The organism is Actinomadura alba, from assembly GCF_014323705.1.
Lineage (GTDB): Bacteria > Actinomycetota > Actinomycetes > Streptosporangiales > Streptosporangiaceae > Actinomadura_C > Actinomadura_C alba.
Window position 1 is genome coordinate 55065 of the sequence record NZ_JABVEC010000007.1, and the last position, 13967, is coordinate 69031.

The window sequence follows — 13967 nt, forward strand, 5'->3', positions numbered from 1 at the left end:
CATCAACCACGACAGGAGAAGTCATGCCCACCAAGACTCTGCAGATTCCCACCACCGACGGCCAGGCCGATGCCTTCGCCGCCTTCCCCGACCACGGCGAGCGGCACCCAGGGGTGCTGATGTACGCGGACGGCTTCGGCATCCGGCCCGTGCTGCGGGAGATGGCCCGCGAACTGGCCGGGCACGGGTACTACGTGCTCGTCCCCAACTTCTTCTACCGGCACGGCCCGGCACCGGTGATCGAACTTCCCGAGCACATCGGAGAAGAGGTCCGGCCTGCGGTCATCGCCCAGCTGATGCCCTTGATCGAGGCGCACACCGCCGAACGTGTCCTGCGCGACGCCGACGCCTACCTCAGGTACCTCACCACCCAGCCCGAGGTCGGCGCCGGACCGGTCGCGGTGACCGGCTACTGCATCGGCGGCCTCCTGGCGATGCGCACCGCAGCGGCCCACCCCGGCCAGGTGGCCGCCGTCGCCGGATTCCACGGCCCCGTGGGCGCCGACGGGCCCGACAGCCTCTCCAAGCTCACCGCCCAGGTCCACCTCGGCCACGCCGAAACCGACATCACGCCCGAGGCCCTCGGCGAGCTCAACCAGGCCCTGGATACCGCGGGCGTCAGCTACACCTCCGAGATCTACCCCGGCACCGTCCACGGCTTCACCATGTCCGACACCGACGCCTTCAACCCCTCCGCACTGCAGCGCCACTGGGACCGCCTGCTCCCCCTCCTCCACCGCACCCTGGCCAACAGTTGAAGCCCGCTGCCCAGTAACGGGCACGGCGGGTTCGGCGAGAGCTCCGGGGAAACGGACTGGGAGCAATCCCGGCACCGCGCCCCGGGCCTACTCAGCGAAGCCCACGGAACTCTGCCGGGTGTCTGCTGTTGGTCACTGGGCCATGTCGACGAAGCGGCTGTAGTGACCCTGGAAGGCGACGGTGACCGTAGCGGTCGGGCCGTTACGGTGCTTGGCCACGATCAGATCGGCCTCGCCGGCCCGGGGTGACTCCTTCTCGTACGCGTCCTCACGGTGCAGCAGGATGACGACGTCGGCATCCTGCTCCAGCGACCCCGATTCACGCAAATCGGACACCATCGGCTTCTTGTCCGTGCGCTGCTCGGGGCCACGGTTGAGCTGGGAGAGGGCGATGACCGGGACCTCGAGCTCCTTGGCCAGCAGCTTCAGCGAACGGGAGAACTCCGAGACCTCGACCTGGCGGCTCTCGGCGCGCTTGCCCGAGCTCATCAGCTGCAGGTAGTCGATCACGACGAGCCTGAGGTCGTGCCGCTGCTTGAGGCGTCGGCACTTGGCCCGGATCTCCATCATCGACATGTTCGGGGAGTCGTCGATGAACAGCGGCGCCTCGGCCACCTCGCTCATCCGCCGCGCCAGCCTGGTCCAGTCCTCGTCCTGCATCGTGCCCGACCGCATCGCGTGCAGAGCGATCCGCGCCTCGGCCGACAGCAGGCGCATGGTGATCTCGTTGCGGCCCATTTCCAGGCTGAAGAACGCCGAGGTGAGACCGTGCTTGATCGAGGCCGCCCGGGCGAAGTCGAGGGCGAGCGTCGAATTGTGGGTTGGGATCATCGACCGGGTGGCGAGGTAGAGATGCGCCGGGTGGTCGATCTCCACGCACCGGACGGGGACGCTTCGCACCGGTCGCACCGCGGTGATGAAGCGCGATCCCATACGCGCGCGCGTGCCCGGACCGCTCTCCTTGTGCGCCAGCTTCTTGCGTTCGAGGGCGAAGACCTCGTCGGTGGTCGAGAAGCTCAGCGTGTAGGTGGCGACGGACGCCACGGAGCGGCGGCTCGCCCGCTTCTCTCGTACGGAGGACCGGTGGCCGAGGCCGTGCACGAGGTCGCGGACGTCCTCGGCGAGCCGGAGGCCGGACACGCCGACCTCGATGCGGCCACCTCGCGTCACCGCACCGGCCGTGTCGAGCAGCCCCGCGAGCAGCGCCCGCCGTTGGTCGACGGAGGCCCGCAGGTAGGCCGCGGGAATGTGCCGCCGGTCCAGCAGGCCGAGCTTTCGCAGGATCGCCTGAACGGATCCGTGACCGCGGGTGCCCGGCGGACCGGGGAGCTGGAGCGCGTGAGTGGCGCCCATCACCGGTACCACCTGCACGCCCTCGGCCTCGATCCGGACGAGGACCTCGGGATCGGCGGTGATGCGCGCCGACGCCGGATGGCCACCGCCCAGCCACGCGCCGAGCGCGTACGGACCGAGCACGAGCTCGCGGTGCGGCAGGTCGAGCGGCCGCACGTTCGTCACCGAGTGGTTCAGCCGCCGGTCGGCGGTGGCGCATCGGAGCGTCTCGGCGAGATCGCGGGTCGTCTTCACCGAGGCGAACGTGCGCCTGCGGCCCCCGCCCCGGCCGGCCGCCGCCCGCGCGGACCTGCGGGACGCGTGGGTGTCGGTGAGCCACTGGTGCTCGGCGTCGGCGATGACGGCACCGCCGTCGTCGAACGTGACCTCGTAGCAGGGCCGGCCGGTCATCACCTCGGTGGCGGCGACGACGGTCGTGGGCGAACCGTCGGCGGCCAGGAGCCGATCGCCGACCTTCACCTCGCCCATGGTCGTCCAGCCGTCGGGGGTCGGCAGCGGCGTGTCGAGCGCGAGCGCCTTTCCCATGGCCGGCCGGGCCGCCACGATGACCATCTGCCCGGGATGCAGGCCGTTGGTGAGCGCGTCGAGGTCCTGGAAACCGGTGGGGACCCCGACCATCTGGCCGCCGCGGCTGCCGATGGCCTCGATCTCGTCGAGCGCGCCGGGCATGATCTCGCTCAGCGGCACGTAGTCTTCGCCGGTGCGCTTCTCGGCGATGGAGAGGACCTCGGCCTCGGCCCAGTCGAGGATCGCGTCGGCGTCGGCACCGTCGGCCGCATAGCCTCGCTGGGTGATGCGGGTGCCCACCTCGACCAGTTTGCGCAGGACGGCGCGCTCCTGAACGATCTTGGCGTAGTAGCCCGCGTTGGCGGCCGTCGGTACCGACGAGATGAGCGTGTGCAGGTAGGGCGCCCCGCCCACGCGCCCGATCTCGCCGCTCTTGGTGAGCGAGTTGGCGATCATGACGGCGTCGGCCGGCTCGCCCCGGCCGTAGAGGTCGAGGATCGCGTTGTAGATGAGCTGGTGCGCGGGCCGGTAGAAGTCCGGGGCGCGGAGCGTCTCGACCACGTCGGCGATCGCGTCCTGCGACAGCAGCATGCCGCCGAGCACGCACTGCTCCGCCGCGACGTCGTGCGGCGGAGTGCGCTCGAATTCCCGCTCGTGCGGCGGAAGCTCCGTCACGCTCATTCACGCACCCCCTCGTCGCAATCGCCACCTGGAGCACGACCACCTCAGGTTTACCGCCCGGGTACGACATTCTCCGCGCCATCGTGAGCACCGGCAAAACGATCTGTGGAGGGCGTTGTGGAGCCGCTGTGCAACACGCCGGGACCTTTGTGCACGACCTGTGGAGAACTCTGGGGACAACCCGGTCAGTATTGGCCGCGTACCTGCTGTGAACTGCGAGAACATCGTCCACCGCCTGTGCGCGAAAGAAACTCGGCGCGTGCCCGTCCCACACTGGCGTAATGTGCGAGTTGCACTTCGGTAATTACAGGCCTGATAACCTGCTCCCGTCATGGCGCTTCCCTCCGTGCTGCGGCACCCACACGATCGCGAGATCCTCCGGCTCGCGGTGCCGGCGTTCGGCGCGCTGGTCGCCGAGCCGCTGTTCCTGCTCGCCGACTCGGCCATCGTCGGCCACCTGGGCACGGCACCGCTCGGCGGCCTGGGCGTGGCCGGGCAGATCCTCAGCACTCTCGTCAACGTCTGCGTCTTCCTCGCGTACGGCACGACCGCGGCCGTCGCCCGGAAGGTGGGCGCGGGCCATGTCCGCGAGGCCGTCCGGCAGGGCATCGACGGCATCTGGCTCGCGCTCGGCATCGGCGTCCTGCTGGTCGCGGTCGGCTGGCCCACGAGTCCCTGGCTCATCGACGCCTTCGGCGCGTCCCCCGAGGTCGCGGCACAGGCCGAGACCTTCCTCAGGATCAGCCTGTTCGGCATCCCGGGCATGCTGATCGTGCTCGCCGGCACCGGTGTCCTGCGCGGGCTGCAGGACACCGCGACCCCGCTGCGCGTGGCCACCGGCATGTTCGGGGTCAACCTCGCGCTCAACGTGCTCTTCGTCCTAGTCTTCGGCTGGGGCATCGCGGGCTCGGCCTGGGGCACCGTCATCGCGCAGACCGCCGGCGCGGGCGTCTACATCGCGGTGGTGCTGCGCGGGGCACGGGAGCACGGTGCTCTCCTGCGCCCCGACCTCGCTGGCCTGCGCGCCTCCGCCACGGCCGGCGTGAGCCTGCTGATCCGCACGTTGAGCTTGCGGGTCGTGCTCATCATCGGCACGGTCGTCGCCACCCACATGGGCGACGCCGAGATCGCCGCCTACCAGGTCGGGTTCCAGGTGTGGACACTGCTCGCCTTCGCGCTCGACGCCATCGCGATCGCGGGTCAAGCGATCACCGGCCGGCAGCTCGGCGCCTCCGACGTGGCCGGCGCCCGGGCCGCCACCCAGCGGATGGTGCAGTGGGGCATCGCGTGCGGAGTGCTGTTCGCACTCCTCGTGCTGGCCGTGCGCCCGTGGCTCCCGCACCTGTTCACCCAGGACCCCGCGGTACGGCACCTGCTGCTCGGCACACTGATCGTCATCGCGCTCATGCAGCCGATCGCAGGCGTGGTGTTCGTGCTCGACGGCGTGCTGATCGGTGCCGGCGACATGCGTTATCTCGCCGTGGCCGGACTGCTCACGACGGCCGCCTTCCTGCCCGCCGCCGGCGTGGTGCATCTGAGCGATGGCGGGCTGGTCGCCCTCTGGGGCGCGATCGGGGTGTGGATGGTCGCCCGGTTCATCGCCCTGTGGCTGCGCGCCCGCGGTGACGCCTGGCTCGTCACCGGCGCGGTACGGCAGTGACCGGTTGTTCGAAAACACACTCGAATGACAAGCGGATCCGCTAGAATTCGAACATGTGTTCAACGCATGGCGAGCGGCTGGCCCGGCTGACGAAGGCAATCGACGATCTCGCTTCGGACGGTCTGGCCGGGCTGCCACCGGAGACCTGGGTGGAACGGGTGGCGGGCATCTGGTCTCTCGTCGAGGGCATCGATCCAGAGATCGCCCGCCGTCGCACCCTCTACACCGGCCCGGAATCCTAGACGGGTCCGGAGTCGTCGTAGTCTCCGAAATCGAACTGCTCGTCATCCTCCACATCGCCGCCCGTGCCGGTCGAGGACTTCGGGGCGGGCACCACCGGTCCGGGCCGGCCGATCAACCCGGCGGCCTGGCGGCGCAACTCCGGCAACCTGGCGTACAGCACATCACCAGGACAGCTCGTGGCGTTGAAGTCGCGGTGCCCGACGATCGCCCGGTACGGATCCAGGCCGTAGACCGTGCACAGCCATCCGCACACCCGCACCAGCGAGGACCACAGTGCGGGCGGCACCGGTGCCCGCATGTAGTTCCCCTCGTTCTCGATACCGATCGTGTGGCTGTTGTGGTTCAGGGTCTGCGCGCCCACCGCGTGCCGGCCGGACAGCATCGCCCGCAGGCTGCGGTTGCGGCCCTCCATGATGTGGCCGCCCCGGCTGATGGTCAGTTGCTCGCCGATGTCGGACCAGCCACGGCCGCCCATGTGGAAACGCTGGATCGCCCGCGACAGCGCGAAGGCGTGCGCCAGGGAGGCATCACCCGAGTTGGGTGTGGCGGTGTGATGCACGACGATGTGGTCGGGACCGCCGCGCAGCACCCGCGCGTGCTCCTTCGGCCGTCTCGCCCCCCACGCCCGGCGCGGGTGGATGACCGGAGGGCCTCCGTCGGCCGCCGCGGGTCCGCTCCACACCAGCCCCGCCGACAGCACCGCGCCGGCGGTCCCCCCGGTCAGGCCCACCCCGATCGCTCCGCTGAGCAACCGGCGACGTGACACCCCGACGAGCGATCCGCGTTTCGGCAGTTCATCACCCTGCAACTCCCCACGCTCCTCCCCCGCTACGGAATCCGACTACTGACCGTAGCGGGAGAGAAGGTGGTCACCAAGGATCTCGCGGCCTCAGATCACCGCCCGCTCGCGCGGGTCTCGGACTACCCGCGCTCACCCCGCGCGAGGGCGGGGCCGTGGTCGAAGGCGCGCTGCGGGCCGCGCAGGCCGCGGCCGAGGTCGGGCAGCGGATGCTCAGTGGCGTCCGCTCCGACCAGCCCCATCTCAGCCGCGACCTCCTGCCGAAGCCTGGGCAGCATGCTGTAGAAGGTGTCGCCCGGGCAGGCCGTCGCGACATAGTTGCGATGCCCGACGATCCCCGATGACGGGGGGATCGCGTACAGGTCACAGAGGAAGGCGCACAGCCGCACCAGGGTGCTGAACAGCGCGGACGGCGGTGTCGCGGAGGTATAGAGACCCTCGCACTCGATGCCGACCGTGTGCTCGTTGTGCCCCGCGCACTGCGCGCCCACCACGTGCGTACGGGTGTCGAGCGCGTAGATCGACCGGTTGCGGCCCTCCATCAGGTAGCCGCCCCGGCTGATCGTGAACTGCTGGCCGACGTCGGACCAGCCGTTGCTGTCCATGTGGTAGTTCTGAATCGATCTGGACAGCGCATACGCGTGGTTCACCGAGTAGTCGGTGGAGTTCGCCGTCGCGGTGTGGTGCACGACGATGTGGTCGGGCACGCGGCTGAGAATCGTCGCAGTGCTTCTCGGCGCCCGGGCCTGCCACTGAGCACGTGTCGAGATGTACGGCCGGGTCGCGGCGGACGCGCTGGACTGGAGGCCGGTCGCACCGGCGAGCAGCGCCGCTCCCCCCAGCGTGACCGCGCCGCCGAGGAGTCGCCGCCGGCTGGGCCGGTCGGCGGGCGGCGGGTCGGACGGCTCGGGTGACGGAGACGGCGGCAGAGCATCGGACATGGCGGGGTCCTCTCGTAGCGGCCGAGATGGTTACCCATGGGTATCAAGAGGCCGCCAAACCGGCCATGTCGATGACTGCCAAACCGAACCGCCGCGAAAGCGGCTGCACGATGAACGAGGCCGGACCTGTACAGGTCCGGCCTCGTTTACAACTTTGTCAGATTCAGGAACCGATCACCTGAAGCTGGATCGTGGCGTTGACCTCGGGGTGCAGGCGCACCGAGACCCGGTGCTCGCCGATCGTCTTGATCGGATTGCGCACCTCGATACGACGCTTGTCAAGGTCAGGGCCACCCGAGTCCTTGACCGCACCGGCGATGTCGGCGGCCGTGACCGAGCCGAACAGCCGGCCGCTGTCGCCCGCCCGGGTGCGCAGGCGCACGTTGAGCGACTTGAGCCGATTCGCGATCTCGGTCGCGTGGTCGAGGGTCGCGATCTCGCGAGCCGACCGGGCCTTCCTGATCAGGTCGATCTGCTTCTCGGCGCCGGGGGTCCACTTCATCGCGAAACCGCGGGGGACGAGGTAGTTACGGCCGTAGCCGTCCTTGACCTCGACGACGTCACCGGGCTCGCCGAGACCGGACACCTGCTGAGTGAGAATGAGCTTCATGATTTCTCGCACTCCCCTCAGCGCGCGGTGCTCGTGTACGGCAGGAGCGCCATCTCACGAGCGTTCTTGATCGCGGTCGCGACGTCGCGCTGGTGCTGCGTGCAGTTACCCGTCACCCGGCGGGCGCGGATCTTGCCCCGGTCGGAGATGAACTTGCGCAGCAGCGCGGTGTCCTTGTAGTCGACGTAGGAGATCTTCTCCTGGCAGAACAGGCAAACCTTCTTCTTCGGCTTGCGAGGTGGTGGCTTGGCCATCGTGGTGCTCCTTTGAGGAGAGCCCCGTTCTCACGGGGATGACACTGATGTGGTCGGGTACCCCTTGTGGGCGCTGTCATGTCCGCGCCCCAAGGGGCAGGTGAACGCGGACGCGCTGATCTGGTCGCGTTGGCGGACTAGAACGGCGGGTCGTCGGAGTAGCCTCCGCCGCCGCCACCACCGCCACCGCCGGTGGCCCACGGGTCGTCGGCCGGAGCGCCGCCGCCACTGGGCCCGCCGCCGGGGCCGCCCGCGTAGCCGCCACCGCCGCCGCCACCGCCACCGCCGCCGGAGTAACCGCCTCCGCCGCCCCCGCCGAAGCCGCCGCCGCCACCCTGCCGCTGAGTCTTGTTGACCTTGGCGGTGGCGTTCCTGAGCGAGGGACCGACCTCGTCGGCCTCGATCTCGTAGACGGTGCGCTTCTCACCCTCGCGGGTCTCGTAGGAGCGCTGCTTGAGGCGGCCCGAAACGATGACTCGCATGCCGCGCTGGAGGCTCTCGGCGCAGTTCTCCGCCGCCTGCCGCCAGACGTTGCAGGTCAGGAAGAGGCTCTCGCCGTCTTTCCACTCGTTGGTCTGCTTGTCGAGGAAGCGGGGAGTGGACGCCACGCGGAAGCTCGCGACGGCCTGACCGCTGGGGGTGAAGCGCAGATTCGGATCCTCGACGAGGTTGCCGACGATCGTGATCTGGGTATCGCCTGCTGCCATGGACTCGCTCCGGCTGCTCTTGACTCAGTGGCCTTGGGGGCTCAGTGGGCCTCGGGACGGATGACCTTCGTACGCAGGATCGTCTCGTTGAGGTTGAGCTGCCGGTCGAGTTCCTTGACCGTTGCAGGCTCGGCCGTCAGGTCGATGACCGCGTAGATGCCTTCGGACTTCTTCTGGATGTCGTACGCCAGGCGCCGGCGGCCCCAGACGTCGACCTTTTCCACACTGCCACCGTCGGACTTGACGACCCCAAGGAACTGGTCGAGCGACGGGGTTACGGCGCGCTCCTCGACAGTGGCGTCGAGGATCACCATGAGTTCGTAGCGACGCATGCTGTGTCCCTACCTCCTCTGGACTGATGCGGTCACGGTCTCTCCGTGACAGGAGGGCTCTTGCGTCTCACCGCGGGCATGACCGGATCTGTTCGCCCTGCCACACGGGACCGACCCAGGCTACCAAGAGTTTCCAGCGTGCGAGCTCGTGGCCAGACTCCTTCGCCGGTCAAGCTCGGCGATGATGTCCACCATCCGCGACCGCATGCGCGCCGTCTGGGTCGTCAGCATGGACAGCTCCTCCACCAGCTCGGCGTCACCGATCACCTCGAGATCGTGCGTCTCCGTCACGGTCCACCTCCGTCCCCATCGAAGCTGTGTTCGACACTACCGCGCGGGGCCGACAAACCGCGGGTTGACGGAAGCCGTGCCGAGGACGACTCTCGGAGGAGTACTCCTCGCACGTCACAAGGGGGTGGCACGATGCCACTGGCACTCCCCGGCCGCAGGCACATCACCATGCTGAACACCGACGGCGCACGGCATCCGATGGAGAATTCGCTCGCGGTGATCTCCATGCTCCTCGGGCTCACGGCGATCGTGCTCGGGCTGATCGTGCGGGCGCACATGTTCGGCGCGTTCGTGGGTCTGATCGGCTTCCCGGTCGCGCTGTACTCCCAGATGGTCTCGGTCACCAGCGGCGAACGCTGGCTCAACATCATCGGGATGATCGCCTCCTTCGTCGGCCTGGCTCTCTCCCTGGCCCACGGCGGCTTCACGCCATGACCGGCGGGACGAACCCGTAGGCTTGCGGACATGCGCATCGGTGCCCACATCGCCCAGACCAACCCGCTCGATTCCGCCACGGCCCGCAAGGCGGAGGTCGCACAGTTCTTCCTCGGCGACCCGCAGGGATGGAAGAAGCCGGTGGTGCCCGAGGGGGCGGCCGCCGTCCGCGATGCCGGCGTGGACGTCTACATCCACGCGCCGTACGTCCTCAACGTGGCAAGCACGAACAACCGGATCCGCATCCCGAGCCGCAAGCTGCTCTCCCAGCACCTCGAGGCGGCGGCCTCCATCGGTGCCAAGGCGCTGATCGTGCACGGCGGGCACCTGCTCAAGGACGACGACCCGCAGATCGGCTACGACAACTGGCGGAAGGTCTTCGAGCGGCTCGACGACTGCCCGATCCCCATCTACATCGAGAACACGGCGGGCGGCGACAACGCCATGGCCCGCAGGTTCGAGCGGATCGCCCGGCTCTGGGAGACGCTCGACGGCGTCGTTGATCTCGAGAGCAAGGTCGGCTTCTGCCTCGACACCTGCCACGCGCACGCGGCGGGCGAAGAACTGATCGACGCGGTCGACCGGATCAAGTCGATCACCGGGCGGATCGATCTGGTCCACTGCAACGACAGCCGCGACTCCTTCGGTTCCGGTGCCGACCGGCACGCCAACCTGGGCAACGGCGAGATCGACCCGGAACTGATCCTCACGGTCGTCCGGGCGGCCGGAGCCCCGGTCGTGGTCGAGACCCCGTCAGACGGTCAGGCCGCCGACATCGCCTGGCTGCGCGACAACCTCTGAGGGGCTCGGGGACCTCCGAACGGTCGCGTGCGCCGGCCGGTCACGCGCCGAGCAACGGCAGCCCGGCGGCGACCGGGTCGTCGCCGTCACCCGGCAGCAGCACGGTCATCGGGGTGACCGTGTCGCGCCACAGGTCGACGGCCGATTCGAAGATCTCGACCGCCGTGCCGAACGCACCGGGGTCCTCCTGCGCCAGCGCCTGCCACCCCGCGTAGACGACGAGGAATCCGGCGTCGGCGTCCGCCCAGGTCAGATCGGTCAGGCAGTCACCGAGGGCGTCCCAGTCGTGGCCGAACCAGTCGGGGAAGGCGAAGCTCTCGGCGCACAGATCGAGGAACTCGTCTCCATCGGTCACGCTCTGCCCGGCCAGCCAGAACAGCCGCCGGCCGGCCCTGGCCGCCGCGTCGGCCACGTCACCGCGGCGGGTGGCGCCGGGAACCGTCCACCTGTAGACGCCCGGCTTGGCCGCCCCGGTCAGCAACATCTCGATGCCGCCGAGCTCGCTCATGCTGTCCTCTCGATGGTTCAGATCGGTGGTGCAGATCGGTGGTGCAGATCGGTGGTGCAGATCGGTGGTGCGGAAGGTCCGGTCGGGGAGCCGCGGCAGTGCGGCCGACCGGCCACCATTGTTCCCGTGGTGACGGCCCCGGGTGCCGGGAACCCTGCGCCGACTACCCGCCCAGACCGAGCTCGCGGGCGCGGGCGCCGGCCTGGAAGCGGGACGTCGCACCGAGCGCCGCCATGAGCTCGGCCACCCTACGGCGGTAGGTCCGCAGCGACAGCCCGAGCCGCCGGGCCGCCGTCTCGTCCTTGAGACCCTCACCGAGCGTCCGCAGGATCCGCCGGTCCTGCTCGTCGAGCGCGATCGGGCCGGCAGCGAGTACGGCGGCCAGCTCCGTGGCCGCTTCCCAGGTGGCCCAGAACAGTGAGATCACGCCGTTGAGCACGTCCGGTGAACGCACGATGGTGTAGTCGCGCACGCCGCGCACCGGCGGGCCCGCGAGGATCGCGATCCGCCGGTCGATGATGATCGTTTCATGTGCCAGAGCGGCCGCGCAGATCCGTACCCGGACCCCTCGCCCGGCCAGCCCGGCGAGATGCCGTTCGGACTCCTCGTCGTCGAGGACCCGGGGGCTGAACAGCTTGTGCACGGCGGGCGCCGATGACGACGCGCGCCGCGCAGCGACGATCCGCTCCCGCATGCCGGGCATCGCCCAGGTGCGCAGGTCGGCGGCCGCGCAGACGTACTCCTCGCGTGCACTGGTGAACAGGTGCCCCGCGCGCTCGACGAGTTCGCTCTCGCCGTGCAGAGTCACGTTCCGGTCCGGATCGAGGTTCATCGCGATCCAGTGTGCGACCGCCGTCGAGCCAGGTCAAAACGGCCCCGACCCGGCCCCGGCACATCCAATGGGCCGGCGCCACCCGGAGTGGCAGCTTGCTGCCACCGGCTCGCCCGGTGTCGTACGCGATCGCAGAGTGAGGTCATGACGACAGATCACATCAAGGCCACCGCGTCCGGGCACTGGGCGCTGGGTGGTGACCTGCGGGTGTCCCGCATGGGCTTCGGGGCGATGCGGCTTCCGGCGCGCGGCTGGAACGGTCCGGCGGGCGACCGGGACACGGCGCTCTCCGTGCTGCGGCGCGCGGTGGAGCTCGGGGTCGACCACATCGACACCGCCTCGTTCTACTTCTACGGCGATCTCTCCGCCAATGAGCTGATCCGTTCGGCGCTGTCCCCCTATCCGGCCGATCTGGTGATCGCCACCAAGGTGGGCCCGCAGCGAGCGCCGGACGGCCGGATGTCCGAGGCGGGCCCGTCAGAGCTGCGCGCCGCCGTGGAGCGCAATCTCGTCGAGCTCGGCCGCGACCGCCTCGACCTGGTCTATCTGCGCGTCGGCGGCATCGAAGGGCCGACCGCGGAGCGGATCGGCGAGCGCTTCGAGGCCCTCGCCGCATTGCGTGACGAGGGCCTCGTCCGCCATCTCGGCGTCAGCAACGTCACCGCCGCACAGCTCGACGAGGCACAGGCGATCGCGCCGGTGGCGGCCGTGCAGAACCGGTTCCACGTCATGCTCCAGGAGGACAGGGAGCTGCTGGAGATCTGCGCCCGGCAGGACATCGCCTATGTGCCGTTCTTCCCCCTCGGCGGAGTCGGGCTCCCGGACGACGACCGGATCAGACGCGTCGCCGATCGTCACCGCGCCACGGTGGCACAGACCATACTGGCCTGGTTGCTCGCCCTGTCCCCGGCCATGCTGGCGATTCCCGGCACGTCCGCACCGGCGCATCTGGAGGAGAACGTCGCGGCCGCCGCGCTCCGGCTGGACCCGCGCGATCTCACCGAGCTCGAAGCGCTGACCCCCGCCCACTGAGGCCCCGACCCTCTGACCACTCGATCGCGTGACCCGCTGGATCGCCCGACCACTTGAACTCCTGGCCGCCGGCGGCCGCCCGCCGGCGGTCAGCCGGCCCAGGAACCCGAGGTGTAAAGGATCACCTGTACGACCAGCAGCGGGACGCTGAGCAGGAGCAGGGCGGCGTACGCCCATGGCCGGCGTACACCGAGCGCGCCGAGCGCGAGCCACAGCGGCCACCACACCAGCGTCGCCCGGCCGATCGAGAGGTAGAACGCCGACGTCATCAGCGCGGCGAGCTGCAGGCCGACATAGCTGGACTCCGCCCACCGTCTCTTGACGAGCAGCCACAGGGTCAGCAGGACCCCGATCACCGCCGCGGCCAGCTCCACGCGGAACGCGTGGGTGAACTGGTTGTCGGCGTGGAAGGCCGCGTTCCAGGTGGTCTGCCACGCCTGCCACGGCCAGACGGTGTCGCGGCCCCAGCCCTTCTCCTGGGCGATCTGCCAGGCGTTGATGTGCCCCGTCCACTGCCAGAGGTACGTCCAGTACGCCGCCGGGGCGAGGAAGGGCACGACCAGCCACGGCGCCTGCCGCCACTGCCGCCGCTCGCCGGTCAGGAACTCCACGACGAGGGCCACGGCCAGGAAGATCCCAGTGATCCGTACGCCCCCCGCGGCGAACCCGCACAGGGCTGCGGGCGCCCACCGGCCCTGCCGGGCCAGCAGCCACGCGGGCAGTGCGAAGGCCAGGAACAGCGCCTCGGAGTAACCGGCGAACAGGAAGAGCGCCACCGGGCAGAGCAGCAGTGCCACGACGGCGCGTCGCCCGGTGCCGGCGCCGAACTCGTGGTCGCCCAGCCGGGCGAGGGCCACCATCGCCACCGCGCCCGCGACGAAGGACACGAGGAGGGCGGCCAGCCGCCAGTCCGGCACGACGACGTGAACCGCGCGGACGACCAGCGGAAAGCCGGGGAAGAAGCCGGGCAGGCCGGCGTCGGGTGGCTGCGCCGGATCCCCGCCGTAGCCGTACCTCGCGATCTCGATGAGGTGGTCGGCGTCCCACTGCGTCCACCGGTCGAGGAACGGCTCCTGCAGATCTCCGCGCACCATCGTCCGGGCTGCGATGACCGCGACGAGCACCATGCCGGCGCGAGACAGCAGCCACGTGGCGAGCGCCGCGCGGTCGCGCGTGTCCAGACGCGGGTTGAGACGCGTGTTGAGGAGGCTCACGGACCGCTC

17 protein-coding genes are annotated in these 13967 nt (G+C 69.8%); 6 read left to right on the top strand and 11 right to left on the bottom strand.

Annotated features, from left to right (window positions below; genetic code table 11):
* Positions 1-23: 23 nt before the first annotated feature.
* Complete coding sequence (locus tag HKK74_RS11605) at positions 24-758, top strand: dienelactone hydrolase family protein (protein WP_187243164.1); 735 nt, start codon at positions 24-26, stop codon at positions 756-758.
* Positions 759-890: 132 nt separating this feature from the next.
* On the opposite strand, the gene dnaB is transcribed toward HKK74_RS11605, so the two are convergent.
* Positions 891-3299, bottom strand: coding sequence for a replicative DNA helicase (dnaB, locus tag HKK74_RS11610; RefSeq protein WP_187243165.1), 2409 nt, complete (start codon positions 3297-3299; stop codon positions 891-893).
* A gap of 331 nt (positions 3300-3630) precedes the next feature.
* Between dnaB and HKK74_RS11615 the strand changes: the two genes are divergently transcribed.
* Both HKK74_RS11615 and HKK74_RS11620 read left to right on the top strand, forming a co-directional pair.
* On the top strand, positions 3631-4959 hold the full coding sequence (locus tag HKK74_RS11615; protein ID WP_187243166.1) for an MATE family efflux transporter: 1329 nt from the start codon (positions 3631-3633) through the stop codon (positions 4957-4959).
* Positions 4960-5012: 53 nt separating this feature from the next.
* Positions 5013-5201 carry a hypothetical protein gene (locus HKK74_RS11620; RefSeq protein ID WP_187243167.1) on the top strand — a complete coding sequence of 63 codons (189 nt, stop codon included), beginning with the start codon at positions 5013-5015 and terminating at the stop codon, positions 5199-5201.
* On the opposite strand, the gene HKK74_RS11625 is transcribed toward HKK74_RS11620, so the two are convergent.
* From HKK74_RS11625 to HKK74_RS11655, 7 genes are all read right to left on the bottom strand, one after another.
* On the bottom strand, positions 5198-6010 hold the full coding sequence (locus tag HKK74_RS11625) for a peptidoglycan recognition protein family protein (protein WP_376771522.1): 813 nt from the start codon (positions 6008-6010) through the stop codon (positions 5198-5200). The genes HKK74_RS11620 and HKK74_RS11625 overlap by 4 nt on opposite strands.
* Before the next feature lie 113 nt (positions 6011-6123).
* Positions 6124-6942 (bottom strand): peptidoglycan recognition protein family protein, encoded by an 819-nt coding sequence (locus HKK74_RS11630; protein WP_187243168.1) that lies wholly within the window; start codon positions 6940-6942, stop codon positions 6124-6126.
* A gap of 163 nt (positions 6943-7105) precedes the next feature.
* Complete coding sequence (rplI, locus tag HKK74_RS11635; protein ID WP_187243169.1) at positions 7106-7552, bottom strand: 50S ribosomal protein L9; 447 nt, start codon at positions 7550-7552, stop codon at positions 7106-7108.
* A gap of 17 nt (positions 7553-7569) precedes the next feature.
* Complete coding sequence (gene rpsR / locus HKK74_RS11640) at positions 7570-7806, bottom strand: 30S ribosomal protein S18 (RefSeq protein ID WP_187232226.1); 237 nt, start codon at positions 7804-7806, stop codon at positions 7570-7572.
* Positions 7807-7943: 137 nt separating this feature from the next.
* Positions 7944-8513 carry a single-stranded DNA-binding protein gene (locus HKK74_RS11645; RefSeq protein WP_187243170.1) on the bottom strand — a complete coding sequence of 190 codons (570 nt, stop codon included), beginning with the start codon at positions 8511-8513 and terminating at the stop codon, positions 7944-7946.
* A gap of 41 nt (positions 8514-8554) precedes the next feature.
* Positions 8555-8845 (bottom strand): 30S ribosomal protein S6, encoded by a 291-nt coding sequence (rpsF, locus tag HKK74_RS11650; RefSeq protein ID WP_187243171.1) that lies wholly within the window; start codon positions 8843-8845, stop codon positions 8555-8557.
* 120 nt (positions 8846-8965) lie between these two features.
* Positions 8966-9136, bottom strand: a complete 171-nt coding sequence (locus tag HKK74_RS11655; protein WP_187243172.1) for a hypothetical protein — start codon at positions 9134-9136, stop codon at positions 8966-8968.
* A gap of 132 nt (positions 9137-9268) precedes the next feature.
* On the opposite strand from HKK74_RS11655, the gene HKK74_RS11660 reads away from it, so the two are divergent.
* Together HKK74_RS11660 and HKK74_RS11665 are read left to right on the top strand one after the other, a co-directional pair.
* Positions 9269-9571 carry a hypothetical protein gene (locus tag HKK74_RS11660; RefSeq protein ID WP_187243173.1) on the top strand — a complete coding sequence of 101 codons (303 nt, stop codon included), beginning with the start codon at positions 9269-9271 and terminating at the stop codon, positions 9569-9571.
* Between the two features lie 30 nt (positions 9572-9601).
* Positions 9602-10372: a deoxyribonuclease IV gene (locus HKK74_RS11665; protein ID WP_187243174.1), complete on the top strand. Its 771-nt coding sequence runs from the start codon at positions 9602-9604 to the stop codon at positions 10370-10372.
* Positions 10373-10412: 40 nt separating this feature from the next.
* On the opposite strand, the gene HKK74_RS11670 is transcribed toward HKK74_RS11665, so the two are convergent.
* Positions 10413-10880: a barstar family protein gene (locus HKK74_RS11670; protein WP_222722165.1), complete on the bottom strand. Its 468-nt coding sequence runs from the start codon at positions 10878-10880 to the stop codon at positions 10413-10415.
* A gap of 163 nt (positions 10881-11043) precedes the next feature.
* Complete coding sequence (locus HKK74_RS11675; protein WP_187243175.1) at positions 11044-11712, bottom strand: helix-turn-helix transcriptional regulator; 669 nt, start codon at positions 11710-11712, stop codon at positions 11044-11046.
* A gap of 144 nt (positions 11713-11856) precedes the next feature.
* On the opposite strand from HKK74_RS11675, the gene HKK74_RS11680 reads away from it, so the two are divergent.
* Positions 11857-12744 (top strand): oxidoreductase, encoded by an 888-nt coding sequence (locus HKK74_RS11680; protein WP_187243176.1) that lies wholly within the window; start codon positions 11857-11859, stop codon positions 12742-12744.
* 89 nt (positions 12745-12833) lie between these two features.
* Here HKK74_RS11680 and HKK74_RS11685 read toward each other — a convergent pair whose 3' ends face one another.
* A complete protein-coding gene (locus HKK74_RS11685) occupies positions 12834-13958 on the bottom strand; it encodes a mannosyltransferase family protein (protein ID WP_312881424.1) in 1125 nt (374 codons plus the stop codon).
* Positions 13959-13967: the final 9 nt, after the last annotated feature.